The organism is Nonomuraea sp. B19D2, from assembly GCF_040137845.1.
In the GTDB taxonomy this organism is placed as follows: Bacteria; Actinomycetota; Actinomycetes; order Streptosporangiales; family Streptosporangiaceae; genus Nonomuraea.
This window is the reverse complement of record NZ_JBEFAK010000050.1, coordinates 54,946-75,892: the sequence shown is the minus strand read 5'-3', so window position 1 is coordinate 75,892 and position 20,947 is coordinate 54,946. Positions and strand designations below refer to the sequence as shown.

At 71.0% G+C, this 20,947-nt stretch carries 19 protein-coding genes; 10 read left to right on the top strand and 9 right to left on the bottom strand.

Annotation, left to right across the window (positions count from 1 at the left end; all coding sequences use genetic code 11):
• A partial coding sequence (locus ABN273_RS49465) for an AAA family ATPase (RefSeq protein WP_502911269.1) occupies window positions 1-295 on the top strand: 295 nt, incomplete at its 5' end.
• Between the two features lie 305 nt (window positions 296-600).
• Here ABN273_RS49465 and ABN273_RS49460 read toward each other — a convergent pair.
• Together ABN273_RS49460 and ABN273_RS49455 are read right to left on the bottom strand one after the other, a co-directional pair.
• Window positions 601-1,212 (bottom strand): LysE family translocator, encoded by a 612-nt coding sequence (locus tag ABN273_RS49460; RefSeq protein ID WP_349456613.1) that lies wholly within the window; start codon window positions 1,210-1,212, stop codon window positions 601-603.
• A gap of 181 nt (window positions 1,213-1,393) precedes the next feature.
• Window positions 1,394-2,119, bottom strand: a complete 726-nt coding sequence (locus ABN273_RS49455; protein WP_349456612.1) for a helix-turn-helix transcriptional regulator — start codon at window positions 2,117-2,119, stop codon at window positions 1,394-1,396.
• Window positions 2,120-2,181: 62 nt separating this feature from the next.
• Between ABN273_RS49455 and ABN273_RS49450 the strand changes: the two genes are divergently transcribed.
• Both ABN273_RS49450 and katG read left to right on the top strand, forming a co-directional pair.
• Window positions 2,182-3,078, top strand: a complete 897-nt coding sequence (locus ABN273_RS49450) for an NAD(P)H-binding protein (RefSeq protein WP_349456611.1) — start codon at window positions 2,182-2,184, stop codon at window positions 3,076-3,078.
• Between the two features lie 641 nt (window positions 3,079-3,719).
• On the top strand, window positions 3,720-5,996 hold the full coding sequence (gene katG, locus ABN273_RS49440; RefSeq protein ID WP_349456610.1) for a catalase/peroxidase HPI: 2,277 nt from the start codon (window positions 3,720-3,722) through the stop codon (window positions 5,994-5,996).
• Between the two features lie 36 nt (window positions 5,997-6,032).
• Here the strand turns inward: katG and ABN273_RS49435 are convergent, their stop codons facing one another.
• From ABN273_RS49435 to ABN273_RS49420, 4 genes are all read right to left on the bottom strand, one after another.
• On the bottom strand, window positions 6,033-6,194 hold the full coding sequence (locus tag ABN273_RS49435; protein WP_349456609.1) for a hypothetical protein: 162 nt from the start codon (window positions 6,192-6,194) through the stop codon (window positions 6,033-6,035).
• Window positions 6,195-6,398: 204 nt separating this feature from the next.
• Complete coding sequence (locus ABN273_RS49430) at window positions 6,399-9,602, bottom strand: DUF7824 domain-containing protein (RefSeq protein WP_349456607.1); 3,204 nt, start codon at window positions 9,600-9,602, stop codon at window positions 6,399-6,401.
• Window positions 9,599-10,600, bottom strand: a complete 1,002-nt coding sequence (locus ABN273_RS49425; protein ID WP_349456606.1) for an SWIM zinc finger family protein — start codon at window positions 10,598-10,600, stop codon at window positions 9,599-9,601. Before ABN273_RS49425 ends, ABN273_RS49430 begins: the two co-directional genes overlap by 4 nt.
• A gap of 207 nt (window positions 10,601-10,807) precedes the next feature.
• Entirely contained in the window at window positions 10,808-11,197 is a 390-nt protein-coding gene (locus ABN273_RS49420; protein ID WP_349456605.1) for a nuclear transport factor 2 family protein, read from the bottom strand.
• Between ABN273_RS49420 and ABN273_RS49415 the strand changes: the two genes are divergently transcribed.
• Entirely contained in the window at window positions 11,178-11,561 is a 384-nt protein-coding gene (locus ABN273_RS49415) for a glycoside hydrolase family 2 TIM barrel-domain containing protein (RefSeq protein WP_349456604.1), read from the top strand. The two genes, ABN273_RS49420 and ABN273_RS49415, sit on opposite strands and share 20 nt — an antisense overlap.
• Here the strand turns inward: ABN273_RS49415 and ABN273_RS49410 are convergent.
• A complete protein-coding gene (locus ABN273_RS49410) occupies window positions 11,541-12,107 on the bottom strand; it encodes an NUDIX domain-containing protein (RefSeq protein WP_349456603.1) in 567 nt (188 codons plus the stop codon). The two genes, ABN273_RS49415 and ABN273_RS49410, sit on opposite strands and share 21 nt — an antisense overlap.
• Before the next feature lie 293 nt (window positions 12,108-12,400).
• Here ABN273_RS49410 and ABN273_RS49405 point away from each other — a divergent pair, with 293 nt between their 5' ends.
• Window positions 12,401-12,799 (top strand): hypothetical protein, encoded by a 399-nt coding sequence (locus tag ABN273_RS49405; RefSeq protein ID WP_349456602.1) that lies wholly within the window; start codon window positions 12,401-12,403, stop codon window positions 12,797-12,799.
• Window positions 12,800-12,935: 136 nt separating this feature from the next.
• On the opposite strand, the gene ABN273_RS49400 is transcribed toward ABN273_RS49405, so the two are convergent.
• Together ABN273_RS49400 and ABN273_RS49395 are read right to left on the bottom strand one after the other, a co-directional pair.
• The gene (locus tag ABN273_RS49400) at window positions 12,936-13,283 is read right to left on the bottom strand and encodes a ribosomal maturation YjgA family protein (protein ID WP_349456601.1); all 348 of its coding nucleotides are present in this window, start codon (window positions 13,281-13,283) and stop codon (window positions 12,936-12,938) included.
• Between the two features lie 119 nt (window positions 13,284-13,402).
• The gene (locus tag ABN273_RS49395) at window positions 13,403-14,050 is read right to left on the bottom strand and encodes a GntR family transcriptional regulator (RefSeq protein ID WP_349456599.1); all 648 of its coding nucleotides are present in this window, start codon (window positions 14,048-14,050) and stop codon (window positions 13,403-13,405) included.
• A gap of 103 nt (window positions 14,051-14,153) precedes the next feature.
• Here ABN273_RS49395 and ABN273_RS49390 point away from each other — a divergent pair, with 103 nt between their 5' ends.
• Genes ABN273_RS49390 through ABN273_RS49370 form a run of 5 tightly spaced genes read left to right on the top strand, consistent with a single transcriptional unit; the run spans window position 14,154 to window position 20,938 of the window.
• Window positions 14,154-16,124: a beta-galactosidase gene (locus ABN273_RS49390; protein ID WP_349456598.1), complete on the top strand. Its 1,971-nt coding sequence runs from the start codon at window positions 14,154-14,156 to the stop codon at window positions 16,122-16,124.
• Window positions 16,121-17,446 (top strand): aminomethyl-transferring glycine dehydrogenase subunit GcvPA, encoded by a 1,326-nt coding sequence (gene gcvPA, locus ABN273_RS49385; RefSeq protein WP_349456597.1) that lies wholly within the window; start codon window positions 16,121-16,123, stop codon window positions 17,444-17,446. The genes ABN273_RS49390 and gcvPA overlap by 4 nt, the downstream gene beginning before the upstream one ends.
• Window positions 17,443-18,984, top strand: a complete 1,542-nt coding sequence (gene gcvPB / locus ABN273_RS49380; RefSeq protein WP_349456596.1) for an aminomethyl-transferring glycine dehydrogenase subunit GcvPB — start codon at window positions 17,443-17,445, stop codon at window positions 18,982-18,984. Before gcvPA ends, gcvPB begins: the two co-directional genes overlap by 4 nt.
• A complete protein-coding gene (locus ABN273_RS49375) occupies window positions 18,981-20,180 on the top strand; it encodes an ATP-NAD kinase family protein (RefSeq protein ID WP_349456595.1) in 1,200 nt (399 codons plus the stop codon). Before gcvPB ends, ABN273_RS49375 begins: the two co-directional genes overlap by 4 nt.
• Entirely contained in the window at window positions 20,177-20,938 is a 762-nt protein-coding gene (locus ABN273_RS49370) for an SDR family NAD(P)-dependent oxidoreductase (RefSeq protein WP_349456594.1), read from the top strand. The genes ABN273_RS49375 and ABN273_RS49370 overlap by 4 nt, the downstream gene beginning before the upstream one ends.
• The last annotated feature ends 9 nt before the right edge of the window (window positions 20,939-20,947 follow it).

Below are 20,947 nucleotides of genomic sequence, written 5' to 3'. Positions count from 1 at the left end.
TCGACACCGACCACTCCATCCACGACCGGGAGGAGGGGGAAACCCGGCCGCGCACCGCATGATCCCGGACGCCAAAGACTCAGGTCACGAACCTACAACCGCGTGTCGCGAGTTAACCAGCAGGATCAGCGTCGGCTACAAATCCCCACACAACGATCCGCGAGGTGTGCTACCTCAGCAGCACCTCCCCGACGAACTCGCGGACCGCGTCTACTACCAGCCCACCGCCCACGGCAACGAGCGCGCCGTGGGCGAGCGCCTCGACAAGATTCGGAGGATCACGAGAGGAACGTGAATGTCGGTGGTGGCGCATGGGCGACTGATCGCCAGAGGACCTACGGGTCTGACCGCGCTTGACGTGGTGACGCCTCGATGCGTGTGGCTCTACCGGGCGTACCTTCGGGATCCCGGGTCGTCGAACACGCCGGCCGGGCCGTCGATCTCGGCCCCGGCGGCGGCCGGGACCGTACGCCCCCGCATCTGATCGGCGCCTGCGGTCCATCCGGATCCGGACAAAACGGCTTTCGGATCCAATCCGGGGTGGATCCAGATGAACCACTTCTGCGTTCCCCTGGGCTGCCAGCCCTATGTCGACCGGAACTATTGCTGGGTGAGCGCGAGTTTGACACCGAGTGCGGCGAAGGCGGCGCCGAACCCGCGCCGCATCCAGGTCAGCACTTCGGGCCGGGAAATCACGTGGTTCCTGACGGCGGCGGCGAACAGGCCGTACCCGATGAAGACGACGAATGTCAGCAGCATGAACACGCCGCTCAGTTCCAGCATGCGGGCCAGCGCGGCGGGCTCGCCGGTGCTCACGAACTGCGGCAGGAACGCGAAGAAGAAGATCGACAGCTTGGGGTTGAGTATGTTGATCAGCACCCCGTCGACGATCACCTTGGCCGTCGGGCGCGGGGTGGACTCCTGGTCCACGCTCAGTGCGCCCCGCTCCCGCAGCGTGGACCAGGCCATGTAGAGCAGGTACGCCACGCCCGCGTACTTCAGCACCTGGAAGGCGACGGCGCTGGCGTGCAGCAGTGCCGCCAGGCCGGTGACGGCCGCCGCCATGTGCGGCACGATGCCGAGCGTGCAGCCGAACGCCGCCACGACGCTCGCCCGCCCGCCGCGCGACAGGCCGGCGGCCAGCGTGTAGAGCACGCCGGTGCCCGGGGTGACGACGATGACGAGTGAGGTCAGCAGGAACTCGATGCTCACGAGTAGCGGTCCTCCTGGAGACGGGGGGTGGTCCCTACACACCCAACCGCTTCCCACCTTCTATGTCAATGCACGTTTGTTTTAGTATGTCCGGGACCAAGCGTTGCTCCCTGCTTGGAAAGCGATCATGTCATCGTCCGTGTCGGCGGCCCGGCGCTCATGGCCGCGGCCGCCTGAGCCCTCAGCCCTCGGGTCGACGGCCGAAGTCCGTGGCGAGCCAGGTCGCGAGGTCCGCGGCTGGCCGGCCGCGGTCGCCGGACCCCGGTTCCCCCGCCGCCGGCTCCCGCACGCGGTCGAGGCGGAACACCCGCCAGTCGCCGGCGTCGAGGTCGTGGGCGAGAACGTACCAGCGGCCGCGGGCGTAGAGGCACCGCACCGCCTCCACCCGCCGCCGGCTGACGGCCCCGTGCCGGTCGCGGTAGCAGAACCGCAGCACGAGATCCTGGTCGGCCGCGCGGAGCAGCACCGCCAGGGTCGAGGGTGCCACGCCCTCGCGCTCGCCGCCGACGTTCTCACTGCCCGCGGCGGCGGTGTCCAGGACGGTGCGCAGCCGCCGCGGGAGCACCTGCGACAGCTTGGCCAGCGCCCGGTGCGCGGCGTCCCCGGCGAGGATCCCCTCGACCATGCGCAGGGCCGCCACCAGAGCCACGACCTCGTCGTCCTGGAAGACCAGCGGCGGCATCCGATGCCCCGGGCGCAGCGCGTAGTGGCCACCCGGCCCGGGCCGGCTCTCGACGGCGTAGCCGAGGCTCTGCAGGCGGGCCACGTCGCGACGCACGGTGCGGGTGCTGACCTCGAGACGCCCGGCGAGATCGGAAGCCGACCAGCTCGGCCGGGCGGCCAGCAACTCCAGCAGCCGGAGGGTCCGTCCGGCGGGATCGCCGTCGGCAGGGGCGAAATCGGTCATGGCTCCAGTGTCACCACAATCGCGGACAGGATCCGGCCACATCTATCCGTACGGTGGACGTCATGGAGATCGCTGTCACAGCACCGTCCGGCAACGTCGGCCGCTTCCTGGTCGGTCACCTGGTCCGCGCCGGTGTCCGTCCGCGGCTGCTGAGCCGCCGCCCCGAGCGGCCCCGCACGACCTGGGGCGACCTCGTCGACGCCCGCGAGGTCGACCTGCGGGACGCCGCGGCCGTCACCGAGGCGACCCGCGGCGTCGACGCGCTGTTCCTGGTCGTGCCGCCCGGCGAGGCCGACGACCCCGTTGCGGCGTACGCCGAGGTCGGCGACATCGTCGCCGCCGCGGTCGCCGAGAACCGCATCCCCCGCACCGTCCTGCAGAGCAGCGTCGGAGCGGAGCTCCGCGAGGGCGCCGGTGAGATCGACGGGCTGGCCCGCGTCGAGGAGGCGCTGGACCGGGTCGTCGCCAAGGACGCCGGCCTCGCCGTCACCCACCTGCGGTGCGGCTATTTCTTCAGCAACCTGCTGTTCGAGCTCGACGGCATCCGCTCGGGCACCGTGGCCGTGCTCCTGCCCACCGGCAAGCCGTTCGCCTGGGTCGCTCCGGCGGACATCGCCGCGGTGGCCGCGTCCCTGCTGCTGCGCGCCGACTGGTCAGGACGCCGGGTGCAGGCCGTACACGGACCACAGGACCTGTCCTGGGACGACGTCCTGGCCGTGGTCGGCGACGTCCTGGGCCGCACGGTCACCGCCCACCGCGTCGCCGACGACGACATGCGCGCCACGCTGGCAGGCGCCGGCATGTCCCCGGCACAGGTCGAGGCCATCATGGGCATGTCGACCGGACTGCGCGAGGGATTCGTCCCCGAGCAGCCGCGGACCCCCGTGACCACGACCGACACGACGCTCGGAGCCTGGGCCTGGGCTGAACTCCGTCCCATCCTCGAGGCGACCGGGTGACGCGTGCCCGACCTGCGACGAGTGGGCGGTCTTTCGCCAGATGAACGGCCGGGCGTTGTCGTTCCAGACGGTGATCCAGCCGTGGAGTGCGGTGGTGAGCTGCTCGACCAAGCAGAACACCTCGCGGTCCAGGCAGCGGCGCTGCAGCTGCGCTGTCTGCGACCGCCTGGCTTACCGCCACAAGCGCGAGCACCTGCTCGCTTGCACGACCCCTGCCCGAAGCTGCGAGCCAGGCGGCAGGGCAGGGTCGCGTATCTGCTCTTCGAAGGGGGCGGCTATGTTGACGATATGGCGTCTGACTTCGAGACGCAGTTGCGAGTGGTTTCGTTGCGCGTGATCCGGCCGCGGTTGGCAGCGCTCGCCGCGCCGCGCGATCACGCGCACGTCGACACCGACACGGTGATCGCCTTGGCACGCGCCGAACTCCCCAGGGTCTCCCACCAGGCGGTGTACGACGTACTGCGTCCGCTGGCCAACGCCGGTGCTGCGCCGTCGGCCACGCCCCCTGTCTCACCGCCTCGGATGACCAGGGCTTCATGGTCGACGAGCCGGAGGTCGTCTAGAGGTCGTCTATTGGGGCACCTACTCCGACTGTGCGGCTAGACGTATTGCCCAGTGATCCAGAAGTTCGGAGGAAGTAGATGAGCGACACCCAGGACAACGCCCCCTCCAGCGCGCAGGGTGTGGATCGGAAGGCGGCGGCCGGCTACTCGCTCGCGCATGACTCCGTGACCGCGCATGGCAGCGAGAGCGAGAACCCGGCAATCGACTCGCCGATCTCGAAGACCGGCGGTCGTCCGCGCACGAACCGGGACTGGTGGCCCAACCAGCTCGACCTCTCGGTGTTGCGCGCGCACTCGTCCAAGGGCAACCCACTGGCAGAGGGCTTCAGCTACGCCAAGGAGTTCGAGAAGCTCGACGTCGAAGCTCTCAAGCAGGACATCATCGAGGTGCTCACCACCTCGCAGGACTGGTGGCCGGCCGACTTCGGCCACTACGGCGGTCTCATGATCCGGATGAGCTGGCACGCCGCGGGCACCTACCGCATCCACGACGGTCGCGGCGGGGCCGGCGATGGCGCTCAGCGTTTCGCCCCGCTCAACAGCTGGCCCGACAACGCCAACCTCGACAAGGCCCGCCGGTTGCTGTGGCCGGTCAAGCAGAGGTACGGCCAGCAGATCTCGTGGGCCGACCTGCTCGTTCTCGCAGGCAACGTCGCTCTGGAGTCGATGGGTTTCAAGACCTTCGGCTTCGGCTTCGGCCGCGAGGACGTCTGGGAGCCAGAGGAGATCTTCTGGGGTCCGGAGGACGCCTGGCTCGGTGATGAGCGCTACGTCACCGACACCGAGATGGTGCCGAACTTCGGCGCGACCGAGATGGGTCTCATCTACGTCAACCCGGAGGGCCCACGCGGCAACGCGAACCCGGCTGCGGCGGCGCATTTCATCCGTGAGACCTTCGGACGGATGGCGATGAACGACGAGGAGACTGTCGCTCTCATCGCCGGCGGCCACACGTTCGGCAAGACCCACGGCGCCGGCATCGCGGACGACCACGTGGGGCCGGAGCCCGAGGCCGCGCCGCTGGAGGCACAGGGTCTGGGCTGGCTGAGCAGCCACGGCACCGGAAAGGGCGGTGACACGATCACCAGCGGTCTCGAGGTGACGTGGACCGACCGGCCGACGCAGTGGAGCAACCGTTTCTTCGAGATCCTCTTCGGCTACGAGTGGGAGCTCACCACGAGCCCCGGCGGGGCGAAGCAGTGGGTCGCGAAGGACGCCGAGGCGATCATCCCGGACGCCCACGACCCGTCGAAGAAGCACAAGCCGACGATGCTCACGACCGACCTGGCGCTGCGCGTCGACCCGACGTACCAGAAGATCTCCCTCCGCTTCCTGGAGAACCCCGACGAGTTCGCGTTGGCCTTCGCCAAGGCCTGGTACAAGCTGCTGCACCGCGACATGGGTCCGGTCAGCCGCTTCCGCGGACCTTGGGTGGCCGAGCCCCAGCTGTGGCAGGACCCGGTGCCGGCCGTCGACCACGAACTCGTGGGTGACGCCGACGTCGCTTCCCTCCAGGCGAAGGTCCTGGAGTCCGGCCTTACGACCGCTCAACTGGTCTCCACCGCCTGGGCCTCCGCCGCGAGCTTCCGGTCCACCGACAAGCGCGGCGGCGCCAACGGCGCCCGGCTCCGTCTCGAGCCGCAGCGCAGCTGGGAGGTCAACCAGCCCGGGCAACTCACGACGGTCCTGGACACCCTCGAGAGCATCCAGCGCGAGTTCAACGAGGCCGGCGGCGCCAAGATCTCGCTCGCCGACCTGATCGTGCTGGCCGGCTCGGCCGCCGTCGAGAAGGCAGCACGCGAGGCCGGCGTGGCAGTGACAGTGCCGTTCCGGCCGGGCCGCACCGACGCCACTCAGGAGCAGACCGACGTCGAGTCCTTCCGGGTCCTCGAGCCGCGGGCCGACGGGTTCCGCAACTACCTGCGTTCCGGCGAGAAGACCCAGCCGGAGGTGCTGCTCGTCGATCGTGCCTACATGCTCAACCTGACCCCGCCCGAAATGACCGTCCTGATCGGCGGCCTGCGTTCCCTCGGAGCCAACTTCGGCGGTACCCAGCACGGCGTCCTCACCGACCGGCCCGGCGTGCTCACCAACGACTTCTTCACCAACCTGCTCTCCCCGGGCGCCCGGTGGAAGGCGTCAGACTCCGAGGAGTATGTGTACGAGATCCGCGACGTGGCCACCGATGAGGTGAAGTGGACCGCCACCGCGGTCGACCTCATCTTCGGCTCCAACTCCCAGCTACGAGCCCTCGCGGAGGTCTACGCCAGCCAGGACGCCCGCGACAAGTTCGTGACCGACTTCGTTGCAGCCTGGGCCAAGGTCATGGAACTCGACCGGTTCGACCTCGCCTGACCCGTCTCCACCTGACGAGCCCGGTCGAGCCCATGATCAACCGGGCTCGTCCGGCCATCGGATCCGGGTGTCGGGACGGCGGATGCGGCGCGCGAGCCGTACCGCCAGATCGGCACGCCAGGCCACCGGGCGACCGGAGACCGCCTTCACCAGCCGGTGCGGGTTCGGCGCGCCGGACCAGCGGGGATCCTCCCGCACCGGATCAGCGGGGACTGAGGTCGCGCTGCGTCAGCCAGGCGGCCATACCGGCTGGGGCCGAGAATGGTCGCCGCGCCGACCGTCATCAGCACCTCGGACAGGGCCGGTGACCTGGTCGTCGGCGGTTCAGCCCAAGGCGTCCCAGCCGACGGTGGCGGCCGGCGGCGGGCTCTCGCGGAGCTCGGTACGGACGTCGTTCAGAGGTCATGACGTGGCTCCGGTGAGCTGGGCGTGGAGGCGCTTGCACTCGTGGACGAAGCGGATCGTCCGGCGACTTCGCGCGAACTCGCTGATGACCGGGATCTCCCCGCGCGCGCCGGTCCAGCGTGCGACGTCGGCGGCGAAGGCGACGAGCTCGGCGTGGGTCACGGTGATGCGCTGCCCCTCGCCCGGCAGCATCCCGGGCAGCAGGGCGCGCAGGATGCGCCACACCTCGTGGTGGCCGCCGGCGTCGGCCAGCTCGGTCAGGGCCGCGATGGCGGGGCGGGTCTCCCGCCAGGTGCGGCGCAGCACCAGCGCGAGCTGGCGGCCGATCGCCTCGGCGGGCAGCTCGCCCCTTGCGGCCATGCTCAGGGCCAGCGGGATCATGCCGGGCACGCTGCCGGCCAGGAGGAAGGCGAGGATCACCGCCGTGGACTCGCCCATCGGGCCCTGGGCGATCTCCAGGCCGGTGAGCTCCGTCGGAGCCACCCACGCACCCCAGTGGCCGCGCAGTAAGAAGGGCAGGAAGTTGACGGCCACGACCTCGCGGTGCGAGGGCAGCATGGCGGGCCATGCCCTGAGCGTGCCGCCGGACTCGTCGGCCGCCCAGTCGAACGGCTGGCGCAGCAGCACCTCGTCGATCAACCGATGGCCGGTCGGAGCCGTCACCCGCGCCACGGGCTGCAGCCTGACCTCGGTGAAGTGTTCCGGTTCGCCGTCGCCGAACTCGACCATGGACGCGCCGACCATGTGGCGCCACACATGGCCGCACTCGGGGTCGGACATGCCGTCACCGGTGAGCCAGCGGGCGGCCGAGCGCGCCGCCTCCGAGTCCACCTTGGCGGCCCGGTCGGCCGCGGCCCGGTGGCAGCCCCGGGGCAACCGCAGCAGTGCCTGCGCCAGGTCGGCCGGGGGCGGCTCCACGCCGGCGGCGGCGCAGGTCTCCAGCCGGTCGATCAGCACGTCGGGGTCGAGGTGGCCGCTCATCCAGGTCGGCGTGGCCAGCAGCACCGGTGGCAGCGTGCCGTTGCGGAGGGCCTCGGCGAGTTCCGCGTAGCGGTGCAGCAGGAAGTCGTGGGGCGGGGAGACGCGATTGGGGTGGGGCAGCTGGTTGCGCCGCCGCCACTCGTCGTGCTCGGGCAGCTCCTCGGGCATGAAGGAACGCAGCCGGGGCGGGACGAAGACGACGGTCACCTGCACGAGCGGCTCGCCCGGGTTCGGCGGGGGCACCTGCTCCCCTGCCCGCATCGCCGCGATCCGGGCGGGGTCCACGCCGAGTTCGGCCATGTGCTCGTAGGCGGGGTCGAGGATGAAGGACGGCATGGCCTCCACGGAGTCGTCGTACAAGACACCGGGCCTCGTCCGCACCGGATGGAGGTGATCCGGCCGTCTGTCGTCGCAGATCTCCTCGTCGTCGGCGCCGTGATACCACGGCTGCTCGACGTCGGTGGGGGAGCCGTTCAGGTGGATCCGGCCCCTGGCGAAGGGGATCTGCCGGTCGCCCTCGTGGGCCACCGCCCCATCCGGGCCGTCGTCGCTGGTCCAGGTGATGAAGAAGGCGCGCAGCGGGGTGTCGTCGTCGAGGTAGCGGCCAGGCCGGTAGGCGCCGCCCACCATGATCCGCCGGGGCGCCGGCTCCGTGTCGGGCTCCTCGCCACGGGTGAGGGCGCGCACTCGCACGGAGTGGTTCGCGCCGTCCCAGAACTTCTCCGGCTCGATCGGCGGTAGCTCCGGCACGCTGCCGGGGGTGACGAGCTCGGCCGACAGCGCCGACTGCCAGTCGTCGGGGTCGAGGCGCACCTCCCTGGACCGCCAGTAGCCCGGGTCCTGCTCGACGTGGGGCTTGAGCTTGCGGCGCAGTTTCGCCCGGTCGTCGGCGATCCCGGCGACGAAGGCCGCCAGCCAGCGCTCCTGGCCGATCCAGCGCTCGTGGTAGCTGGGGGAGATCGACGGCTCGGGGAACCGCCGCGCCTCCGGCAGCTCGGGCAGCGGCGGGAACTCCTTCTCCGCCAGCAGCTCCTCGACCGGGACCTCCCCGCCGAACCGCCCGGCCAGCTTCGCGCCCAGGTCGGCGGGGAGGTAACGGACGCCGTCGAGGATCGCCTCGGCGTGGTCGGCGAACAGGTCGGCGTATTTCAGGGTCAGCTCGACCGCGCGGTTGCGTACGTCGAAGGACTTGTGCGCGTACGCCGTGGTCAGCGCGGTCACGAAATCGGCGGCCGCCTCGGGCGTGGCCCGGATCGCCTGGTCGAGCCAGCGCAGGCCCGTGGCGGTGAGCTTGGCCTCGGCCCGGAAGGTGAGCGCGTCGACCGCCTCGACCAGGTCGGCGTGGTCGAGCGGCATCGCCCCGCGCACCTGCCCCGCGGCCAGCTCGGCGACTGTGCCCGGAGCCGACGGCAACAACCGCAGGTAGTCGCGCAGGCGGGGAGCGGACTCCGCGGGCGTGGGGTCGAGGAGCGTGTGCAGCCGTACGAAGAAGCGCAGGTCCTGCGCCTCGCCGCCGCGCAGGAAACGGCTCACACAACCGTCGAGCACCTGCTCCCTGGGCAGCTCGCGGGCGACGGCGGCCAGCCAGCGGGTCGGCCGGGGCTCCAGCCGCTCGTCACGGAGGGCGCGGCCCGCGCCGTCAGCGGCGAAGACCCGAGGCAGCAACACGGGGGTCAGCGGGTCACCGGCCACGCTCGGCGCGGCCAGCCAGGCGGCCACCAGCGGGTCGTGGTCGGGCGGCACGGCGCCGGACTCGCGCAGCAGCGCCACGGCCAGCGGCGCGACGCGGTCGGCGGGACGGCGCACCCGGCGGGCCAGCCGGACCGCGACATCGCGACGCCACTCCAAGGGGCGGGTGGCCGCCACCCGGCACACCTGGGCGACGTCGGGGTCCTCGGCCCAGCGGCGGTTGACGTCGCGGCTGGTCATCCACGTCACGGCGGCCGCCGGGCCGGTGATGACGCCGACACCGGTCAGCAGCAGCGCGCCGGCCAGTTCGTCGAGCAGGTCGCCGACCTCCCAGGAGGCCAGCTCCTCGAAGTCGTCGGGATGCTGGGCGCGCACCTGCTCGGTGCGGGCGCGGCGCAGCTCCTTGACGAGGCCGGGCAACCGCCCGCCCAGCTCGGCGCGCTCCTCCTCGGTGAGCGTGACCAGCCGGTCGGCCAGGCGGGTGACCTGGTTGCGAGTGATCAGGTCGCAGATCTCCGTCCAGAGGGTCATCGGGAGACCTCCACGGCGGCGCGGGCGACGATCCGGGCGGCCAGCACGTGTTTGCACGGCCCACGGGAGCCGCGATGGTCCCACCACCACTCGCAGGTGCAGGGGCCGTCGGCCAGCGAGACCCGGCGCGCGCCGCCCGAGGTGTGGACGGTGGCCAGCTCGCCTTCGAGGTGCACGGCGCCCGCGTCGACGAGCTTGCGCGCCTTGGCCAGCCGTGGGTTGAGCAGGATCACGTTGTCCTTGTCGTAGGGCAGCTCACGGTGGAAGTGGGCGGCCTCCGACAGGTCGTAGCCGACCCGGCCGGCGACGCCGAGCTGCGTCAGCGCAGCCCGCACCCGGTCGGCGGGGATGCCCGCGCGGTCGGCCAGCAGGCCGATCTCGACCTCGGGCTCGAAGTTGAGCAGCATGCCCACGACGTCGGCGTCGTTCTCGGCCTCGTCGGTGGCCAGGTCGCCGAGCACCGCGCCCTCGCCGGCGAATCCGCGCAACCAGCGCTCGGGCAGCGGTACCTTCTTCTCCACCACCGCGCCGTCCATCGTGGTCACGACCAGCTCGTCGAGGCCCACCCCCAGGTGCAACGGGTCACGCGCGCCGACGCGCGCCAGCGCCTCGCGGAGCGGCGCGTTCACGTCGACGTTGGTGGTGCCCCGGTCGAACACCTCGCCGTCGAGCGTGCGGTTCAGCAGATCAAGCCGGGCATACACGCCGCCACAGGCCGAGAACGATTCGAACCGCAACCGGTCTCCGTTGCACGTCACCACCGGGTCCCGCACCCAGCCGGGCCGCGCCTGCGGTTGGTGGTAGCGGGCCAGCGCCACATCGGCGACGCCGAGCAGGCCCGCCGCGGCGGGGGCCGCCTGGGTCACCACGCCGCTGAAGAACCGGGGGGCCACGGCCGGGCCGGACAGGGCCCGTTCGCCGGAGGTCGCCAAACCGAGACGACCGTCGACAAGTGAGGAGGGCGCGGCGTACGTGTACGCCTGCGTCGCAGAAGTCATGGCCGGGACACTAGATCGCCCCACCGACAAACCCGTTCTTGCCGGAGGGGACCCACGGTGGCGCAGACCTTCAGAGCGCCGGCGCGTGCGGTGTCCAGAACGGCCTCGGCGGCACGGTGCGCGATCTCGTACCCTCATGTCGTCCTTCTCGGGCGGGGGAGTGCCGGTCGGGCGGCCCGGCGCCGACCCGCCTGAGACGTTCCGCGGCTAGAACATGGTGTTGTCGTTGGCCGACTTCTCCGGGACCGGCTGGATGACGTCCCAGTGCTCGACGACCTTGCCGGCCCGCACCCGGAAGATGTCGATGACGGCCGCCCCCCGGTCCTCCGGGGAAGACTTGAAGTGGTGGTGGAAGGCGACGTACTCGCCGTCGGCGATGACCCGTTTCACGCTGATGCTGAGATCCGGGTTAGCGGCGAAGGCCGACGTGAACTGCTCCTTGGCGGCCGCGATGCCGTCGTACGACTGCGGGTTGTGCTGGTGGAGCGGGTCGGCGGCGTACCGGTCGAACGAGGTGACGTCCCGTTCCTTGGTCACCTCGTCGAACAGAACCGTCGCGATCCGCTTGCTCTCGGCGGTGGACGCGCCCGAGGGCATCCGGTCATTGCGCCTGGACCCCGAGCACGGGTTGCGGATCAACGGCGAGACGGTCAAGCTGCGCGGCGCCTGCGTGCACCACGACAACGGACCACTGGGCGCCGCGACGTTCGCCCGAGCCGAGGAGCGCCGCGTGCGGCTGCTCAAGGACGCGGGGTTCAACGCGATCCGCATGTCGCACCATCCCATGAGCACCGCGATGCTCGACGCCTGCGACCGTCTCGGCATGCTGGTGGTGGACGAGGCGTTCGACATGTGGACCTGGGGCACCGGCCCAGTGACCACGATCGAGAGTGGGAGAGGAAGAACGCGGTCGCGACCCGCCGGATGGAGATGGCGCATGTCACCTCTCGTTCTTGCCTGACCGCATCACCATAGGTTCAGCGAGCAGCAGTGATGCAACGAGTCTCACATCTGTGAACTGTCCGTTCCGCGCCCGGGCGACGGCCTCAGCAAACGGCATGGTTGCCGTGATGAGATTGGTGCGCTCGTCCCCGCTTCCTCGGGCAGGACGTAGGTTCCGCACGAGATACACCACGGTGCTCTGGCGGAGGTAACCAGGCTGAAGATCAAATGTTGCCAGCCGGAAGAGGTCACCGGTCAGGGACAGTTCCTCGGCCAACTCCCGCTGCGCTGCTTGCGACGGCTCCTCGCCCGCCTCGATGCCACCCTTAGGGAGGCCGACCTGGCGGCGAGCCGTCGCGGGGCAATACTCCTCGACCAAGTGAACCATGCCGGAGTCCGAGACGGGCAGGAGCGCGACGCTGTCAGCGCCCTTGGTGACCACCTCGAACGACTCGACACGGCCAGGAGCGACCTCGACCTGCGAGGTCAAGACCGTGAACACCGCTCCCGAATACCGCGGCGATTCCGCGACGACCCGCTCGGTGAAGGCAACCTCTGACGACATCGTGGCCTCCAATCGCCCGCCGGCGCGCGTCGATACGGTCGCACGTCAGCGATGAGCCTCATCGTTCCCGGTACCATACGCGATCTTCCAGAAGCATCCTGTCAAGGCCGCCAGGATGAATGGCGCCCAAGCCCGTCCGTACGCCATCGGTCACATTGCCCGCGACGCGCAGAGCCAGCAGTCAGGGCTGTTCCGGATCGCCCGCCACCCCGTAGGCGCACGGGACGAACGGCTGCTACGCCCGGTAGCAGAGACTTCGGCAGTGGCGATGCGGCGATGACATCATCGGGGGTATGTTGCGTCGATATGTTGTCGGCATCGGAGTAATGATCGGGGTGATGTCCGGTTGCTCGGAGTCGTCGTACCAGCTGCCTGACCGCAACACGCCAGCTGTGCAGGCTGAGGAGAAACGCCTCGCCGCGCACCTGCCAGACAAATTGCTTTGGGCCCCGGGCACCTGCAAGGTCCGGCTACTCGGCAAAGCGGACTCTTCGTCGTTTGCCTGGGCGGCCTGCGAGATCACGCCAACGGCCGACGTTTCATCGGGCGGCGTCTCCATGCCGGTGCGAGTGGACGGAGATCAGGTTAGGAAACCTGTCGACGGCGCGGGCTATGCAGACAGTGTCAAGCATCTGTTCCCGCACGGTCTGGCAGACATTGTGCTCCACGAGCCTGACAGGCTGCGCCCGTAGCTCATGCAGCGTCAACTCTGCCCAGAAGATCGTCAAGCGCTGAAGCGTTCGCCGGTTTGGTCGTGAGCCGGTGGACCAGGGCCGTGACTTGCCAGGCCCGCCGCGGTCGCCGTGGCCGGCAGGATCCGCCACGCCGTCATCCGGTCCTCCGTAGCCAGAGCGTGTGCGCGGTCCAGGCTGTCACGGCGCCCACCGCGTACCAGAACAGGTCGGGCGGGTTGAACGTGCTGCCCAGCAGCGGTCGCAGCGTGGCCGGGATCTCGCCGAGCTGGGCGAACTCGATCATCCAGCTCCCGCCGGCCGCCAGCGCCGCCGCCACCCAGGGTTTCACTTCGGGGAGGATCAGCACCACGAGCGTGTAGATCAGTACGGTGTAGAGGGCGTCGCCCGCGTACTTCGACACGGGGCCGTCGAACAACGCGCGCACCCCCAACCCGGCCGCAATTGTCAGGGCAGCTGCGATGAGAACGGGCAGGCGGGACATCAGATCACGTTAGCGCCCAGAGTGACAGCGGGACACCTCCGCTCTTCGCTGGGATGAGCGGTGGGCGCGGCCGGGGCACCGGCTGTTCGTGGCGACGGCGCCGTCCTGCGTGCCGGGGGCTAATCGGCTGAGGGGATGCGGGACATCATGCGCTCCATGCCGTTGACCCAGTTGTCGCGCAGGGCCTGCGCGGCCTTGGGAAGGTCTCCGGCGATGAGCAGCTCGGCCACCAGGCGGTGCTCGGTCGCCTCCCGCTCCAGCGGGGTGTCGTCGCCCGCCAGCAGGTGGGCGTAGCGTCGCATCCCCGCCTTGACGCTGGTGATGAGGTCGAGCAGCCGCTCGTTGCGGCAGCCGCTCACCAGCAGGTCGTGCCACTCGTCGTCGTGACGCTCTATCTCCTGCTGCTCCGCGATCCGGTCGGGGAACTCCTGGGCCATCGTCAGCAGCCGGGGCGCGATGCGGCGCAGGTGGGCGGGGTCGGAGCAGTCGAGTGCGAGCGACTCCAGCGCCGCGACGATCTCGCACAGCTCCCGGAACTCCTTGCGGCTCACTGGCGCGAACCTGAAGCCGCGGCCCTGGCTGCTCTCCAGCACGCCCTCGCCCGCGAGGGTGATGAGGGCCTCGCGCAGGGGTGTGCGGCTGACGCCCAGCTCCGCGGCCAGCGCGACCTCGTTGATGTCGGTGCCCGCGGCGAAGTCGCCCCGGTCAAGCCTGGTCAGCAGCTCTTCCCTGATCTGCTCGCGCAGCGGTCGCCGCTCGATGGGCATGACGCTCCTTCGGTTTCCGGCCGGGCCAAGCTTACCGCTTGACGCGATACAAAATACTGCACTATGAATTCTGAATACAAAATATCACGAGAAGGGAGCGGGAGTGAGCCTGACCCGCGTGCCCGGGCTGCTGTTCGGCGGCGACTACAACCCCGAGCAGTGGCCCGAGGAGGTCTGGGCCGAGGACATGCGGCTCATGGCCGAGGCCGGGGTGACCATGGTCACCGTCGCGGTCTTCTCGTGGTCGCGGCTGGAGCCGCGGCCCGGCGCGTACGACTTCGGCTGGCTCGACCGCGTCCTGGACCTGCTGCACGAGCACGGCATCGCGGCCGACCTCGCCACCGCGACCGCGACCCCGCCGCCGTGGCTGGTCCGCGAGCACCCGGAGGTCATGCCGGTCGACGCACAGGGGGTACGGCTGGAGTTCGGCTCGCGCCAGGGCTACTGCCCCAGCTCGCCGGTCTTCCGCGAGCACGCCGTGCGGCTGGCCACCGCCATGGCCGAGCGGTACGGCGGCCACCCCGCCCTGGCCATGTGGCACGTCGGCAACGAGTACGCCGACCATACGCTGGAGTGCTTCTGCCCGGAATCGGCCCGGCACTTCCGCGCCTGGCTGGAGGCCCGCCACGGCACGATCGAGTCGCTGAACGCCGCCTGGGGCACGTCCTGCTGGGGCCAGCACTACACCGCGTTCGGCCAGATCGAGCCGCCGCGCAAGGCGCCGGGCCCGATCAACCCGGCCCAGCTCCTCGACTGGCGCCGTTTCTGCAGCGACGCGCTGCTGGAGCTGTTCTCCGCCGAGCGTGACGTGCTGCGCATGACAACCCCGGACGTTCCCGTCACCACGAACTTCATGAGCATCCTGCACGGCCTCGACTACTGGGCGTGGGCCGCGGCCGAGGACCTGGTGAGCGATGACGCCTATCCCGATCCGGCCGACCCGGAGTCGCACGTGGCGGTCGCGCTCAGCTACGACCTGATGCGCTCGCTCAAACGGCGCCCCTGGCTGCTCCTGGAGTCGGCGCCGTCGGCGGTGTCGTGGCGCGTGGTGAACGTCCCCAAACCGCCCAGCATGATGCGGCTGCACAGCCTTCAGGCGGTGGCGCACGGCGCCGACGGCGTGCTGTTCTTCCAGTGGCGTCAGGCCAAGTACGGCCCGGAGAAGTTCCACTCGGCCCTCCTCCCGCACGGCGGCACGCGCACGCGCGGCTGGCAGGACACCCTCCGCCTCGGCTCCGACCTGCGGCGACTCGCGGAGGTCGCGGGCACGGACACGCGGGCCGAGGTGGCACTCGTGCTCGGCTGGGACAGCTGGTGGGGCCTGGAGGCACCGGAGTCGATGCCGTCCAACCGGCTCAAGCTCAAGGACCTGCTGCTCGCCTGGTACGCGCCACTGCACGCCCGCGGCATCACGGTCGATCTCGCGCCGCCGGACCGCGACCTGTCCGGCTACCGCGTGGTGATCGTGCCGAACCTCTACCTGTGCACCCCCGAGCAGGCAGGGAGGCTCGCGTCGGTGACCGGCGAGCTGGTGGTCGGCCCGTTCAGCGGCGTCGTGGACGCCGCCGACCGCGTCCACGACGGCGGCGCGCCCGGCCCGCTGCGCGACCTGCTCGGCGTCGCGATCGACGAGTTCTGGCCGCTCACCGACGGGGCGACCCAGCGGGTGCGGTACGCGGGCGGCGCCACCGGCGTGGCCAGGACCTGGACGGAGTGGGTGCGCCTCGACGGCGACGACCCCGCGGCGGCGCTCGCCACGTACGAGGGCGGCGAGCTCCACGGCCTGCCCGCGATCACCCGCAAGGGCGACGTCACCTACGTCAGCTGCCTGCTCGAGGACGTGACGCCCGTGCTCGACCAGGTGCTCGGCGGCGTCGCGGCCGTCGAGGCGCCCGCGGGCGTGGAGGCCGTCCGCCGCCAGGGCCACCTCTTCCTGCTCAACCACACGACCACCCCGCAGCGGGTCACCCTGCCGCACCCCGGCACGGACCTGCTCACCCAGACCTGCCTGCGCGGCGACATCGAGCTCGCCCCGCGCGACGCCGTAGTGCTCAGGATCGAAGGAGGCACGTGACGCACCCGTACATCCCGAACGCCGAACCCGGCGTGCGGGCCGAGATGCTCGCCGCCATCGGCGCGTCGAGCGTCGAGGACTTCTACGCCGACATTCCCGCTGAGCTGCGCCTGGCCCGGCCACTCGAGCTGCCCGCGCCGCTCACGGCGGAACACGACCTGGTACGCCACATGAAGGGCCTGCTGGACCGCGTCACCGACACGGAGCAGGCGCTGAGCTTCCTCGGCCACGGCTGCTACCCGCACCACGTCCCGGCCGTGTGCGACGAGGTGAACACGAGGAGCGAGTTCCTCACCGCGTACGCGGGCGAGCCGTATGAGGACCACGGCCGCTTCCAGGCCCTGTTCGAGTACGTCAGCATGATGGGCGAGCTGCTGGAGATGGACGTCGTCAACGTCCCGACCTACGACGGCTTCCAGGCGGCCGGCACCGCCCTGCGCATGGCGTGCCGCTACACCAAGCGCTCGAAGGTCTGCGTCAGCGCCGCCATCAGCGCCGACAAACTGAGCAAGCTGCGCGACTTCCTCGCCCCGGACATCGGGATCGTCCTGGCCCCGGTGGGGGAGGGCGGCGAGATCACACTCGAGGCGTTCGATGACTCCTACGCCGCGATCTATCTGGAGACCCCGAACGTCTACGGCGTGGTCGAGACCCGCGGCCGCGAGCTGGCCGACCTGGCCCACGCGCACGGCGCGCTGCTCGTGGTCGGCGCCGACCCGATCTCCCTCGGCGTGCTCGCCCCGCCCGCCTCATACGGCGCGGACATCGCCTGCGGCGACATCCAGTCGCTCGGCATGCACCAGAGCTACGGCGGCGGCCACGCCGGCTACATCGCCACGCAGGACCACGAGCCGCTGGTCGCGGAGTTCCCGTCCCGGCTGTTCGGCATCGCGCCGACGAAGGTGCCCGGCGAGTACGGCTTCGGCGACGTCTACTACGACCGCACCTCCTTCGCGCACCGCGAGGAGGGCAAGGAGTGGGTCGGTACCGCCGCCGCCCTCTGGGGCATCACGGCCGGGGTCTACCTGGCGCTCATGGGCCCACAGGGCATGCGCGATCTGGGCGAGACGATCCTGGCCCGCACCCGCTACGCCATGGACGCCCTGGCCGCGTCGGTCATGGTGCTGCACCGCGACGCGATCCACTTCCGCGAGTTCGCCATCGAGGTGCCCTCCAGCGCGGCCCTGCTTGCCGGGCTCCGCGAGCGGGGCATCTACGGCGGGGTCGCGCTCGACGACCGCACGGTCCTGGTCTGTGTGACCGAACGCCACTCCATCGCCGACATCGACCGGCTCGCCGCAGCCGTACAGGAGACGCTGTGAACACCACGGAGTCCTTCGCCGAGCTCCCCGTCGCGCCGAAGCCGCCGCTGCGCCGCTTCCACCAGGCGCGCTGGGACGAGCCGATCATCTTCGAGTTGTCCGCGCCCGGCCGCCGCGGCGTCGCCGTGCCCGAGCCCGGCGCCCCCCGCGTCGAGCTGCCCGGCTCCGTGAGCCGCGCGCAGCCGCCGAAGCTGCCCGAGATGTCCCAGCTGCACGTGCTGCGGCACTACCTGCGGCTGTCGCAGGAGAACCTGGGCGTCGACCTCAACATCGACGTCGGGCAGGGCACCTGCACGATGAAGTACAGCCCCAAGGTCAACGACAGGTTCGCCGCGGCCATCGCCGAGCTGCACCCGCTGCAGCACGAGGACACCGTGCAGGGCGTGCTGGAGATCTACTGGCGGCTCGAACGCATGCTGGCGGAGATCTCCGGCATGGCGCGGGTCTCGCTCCAGCCGGGCTCCGGGTCGGCGGCCATCTACGCCAACATCGCCATGATCCGCGCCTACCACGCGGCCCGCGGCGAGGCACGCCGTGACCAGGTGATCACCACGATGTTCTCCCACCCGTCGAACGCGGCCTGCGCCAAGACCGCGGGCTACGAGGTCATCACCCTGATGCCGGACGCCGACGGCCTGCCGGACATCGAGGCGCTGCGCGCCGCCGTCGGCCCGCGCACCGCCGCACTGATGATCACCAACCCGGAGGACACCGGCATCTTCAACCCCCGGATCAGGGAGTTCGTGGACCTGGTGCACGAGGCGGGCGGCCTGGCCTGCTACGACCAGGCGAACGCCAACGGCATCCTCGGCATCACCCGTGCCCGCGATGCCGGATTCGACCTGTGCCACTTCAACCTGCACAAGACGTTCTCCACGCCGCACGCCTGCGGCGGCCCCGCGGCCGGGGCGTGCGGCGTCTCCGCGGACCTGGCGCCGTTCCTGCCCGGCCCGGTCGTCGCCTTCGACGGCGAGTCCTACCGCCTGGAGACGCCGCCCGCCTCCATCGGCAAGGTGCGGCCGTTCCTCGGCGTCACCCCGAACATCGTGCGCGCCTACGCCTGGATCATGGCGTTCGGGGCCGAGGGACTGCGGCAGGTCGCCGAGACGGCCGTGCTCAACAACAACTACCTGATGCACAAGATCCTGCAGATCCCGGGCGCGTCCGCGCCGTGGGACAGGCGCAGGGTCGAGCAGGTGCGCTACTCGTGGCAGGAGCTGTCGGAGCAGACCGGGGTGCACTCGGAGGAGATCGGCGTCAGAGCGGCCGACTTCGGGGTGCACTACTGGACCAGCCACCACCCGTACGTGGTGCCCGAACCGTTCACGCTGGAGCCCACGGAGTCGTACTCGAAGGAGGACCTCGACGAGTACGCGCTCATCCTGGCGCACGTGGCCGAGGAGGCGCGGCGCGATCCCGAGTTCGTGAAGGGCGCGCCGTACAACCAGACCGTCCACAAGATCGACATGACGCCGCTCGACGACCCCAAGGCGTGGGCGCCCACCTGGCGCGCCTACGTCCGCAAGCATCTGTCATGACGGGCGCGGCGGTGGTCGGGCTGGTCGTCAACCCGGTCGCCGGTCTCGGCGGCGCGGCCGGGCTCAACGGCAGCGACGGCGTGGAGGTGCAGCGCGCGGCCCTGGCCAGGGGTGCGACGCCCCGGGCCGGCGAGCGGGCGGCGCGTGCCGTCCGCACGCTGATGGCCCGCCGTCCCGGGACCCGGGTCCGCACGGTGCCGGGCCGGATGGGCGAGGACAGCGTGCGCGCCGCCGGGGCCCCGTACGACCTGGTCCGGCCGACCGGGCCCTCCGAGGCGTCTCCCGGCGGGTCCGCCGGGACGAGCGCGGAGGACACGCGGCGCGCCGTGGCCGCCCTGGCCGGAGTGGACCTGCTGCTGTTCGCGGGCGGCGACGGGACGGCGCGCGACGTGCTCGACGCGGTCCGCGCGCTCGGCGGCCAGGCGCCGCCCGTGCTGGGCGTGCCGGCCGGGGTGAAGGTCTACTCCGGCTGCTTCGCCATCAGTCCGGCCGCCGCCGGATTCGTCGCGGCGGAGTTCGACCCGGCGCGCACGGCCGAGGCCGAGGTGGTGGATCTCGACGAGGACGCCTACCGCCGCGGCCTGGTCAGCCCCCGGCTGTACGGCAGCCTGCGCGTCCCCGCCGCCCGCGCCGCGCTGTCGGGGCGCAAGGCCGGATCGTCAGGCGTGGCGCCCGCCACCACCGAGGGCGTCGCACGGGAGGTCGTGGCCAGGATGCGGCCCGGCGTCCGTTACGTCCTCGGGCCGGGCGCCACCACGCGGGCCGTCGGCCGTGCCCTGGGCCTCGCCACCACGCTGCTCGGCGTGGACGTGGTGGAGCTCGCTCCAGCAGGCGGCCGCCTGGTGGCGGCGGACGTCGCGGAGGCCGAGCTGTTCGGCCTGGTCAGCGGCAAGGAGTCGATGCTGGTTCTGTCGGTCATCGGCGGGCAGGGGTTCGTGCTGGGGCGCGGGAACCAGCAGGTGTCGCCCCGGGTGCTCGACGCGGTGCTCGATGGGGGCCGCTCGGGCCCGGGCGAGCGGCTGCTCGTCCTGGCCACCCAGCAGAAGCTCGCTTCGCTGAAAGGACGGCCGCTGCTGGCCGACAGCGGCGACGAGGACCTCGACAAGAAGCTCGGCGGGCACGTCCAGGTGATCACTGGATACCGCGAAAGCACGATTTATCGCATTTGTGCGGCAAGTGAGGAGTTCAACGGATGAAGACGCTCGACGGCAAGGTCGCGATCGTCACGGGCGGCGCCTCGGGCATCGGGCGGGCCACCGCCCTGCTCTTCGCCAAGGAGGGCGCCCGGGTGGTGGTCGCCGACATCGACGCGGCCGGCGCGGACGCCACCGTGGCGCAGATCGCCGCGGAGGCGGGAGAGACGACCGCTGTGGCGGTGCGGGCCGACGTCTCCGACCCCGAGGACTGTCGGCGCGTCGTCGGCGCCGCCGTCGAGACCTTCGGCGGCCTGCACGTCCTGTTCAACAACGCAGGCATCATCCGCCGCACCACCGCGCTCGACCTCGACGTCGAGGAGTGGGACCGCGTCATGGCGGTCAACGTCCGCTCGGTGTTCCTCATGTGTAGGGAGGCCATCCCCGCCATGACCGAGGGCGGCTCGATCGTGAACACGGGATCGGGATGGGGCCTCAAGGGCGGCGGCAACGCCATCTCGTACTGCGCCTCCAAGGCCGCCGTGGTCAACATGACCCGCGCGCTCGCCATCGACCACGCCAAGGCCGGCATCCGCGTCAACTCCGTCAACCCCGGCGACACCGACACGCCCATGCTGCGCGACGAGGCCCGCCAGCTCGGCGAGGACTGGGCCGCTTTCCAGTCCGACGCGGCAGACCGGCCGATGGGCCGCGCGGGCACCCCGGACGAGATCGCCCAGGCCGTGCTCTTCCTGGCCGGTGACGCGGCCAGCTACATCACCGGGTCCGCCCTCGTCGTCGACGGCGGCGGGCTCGCCTGACCCACACCC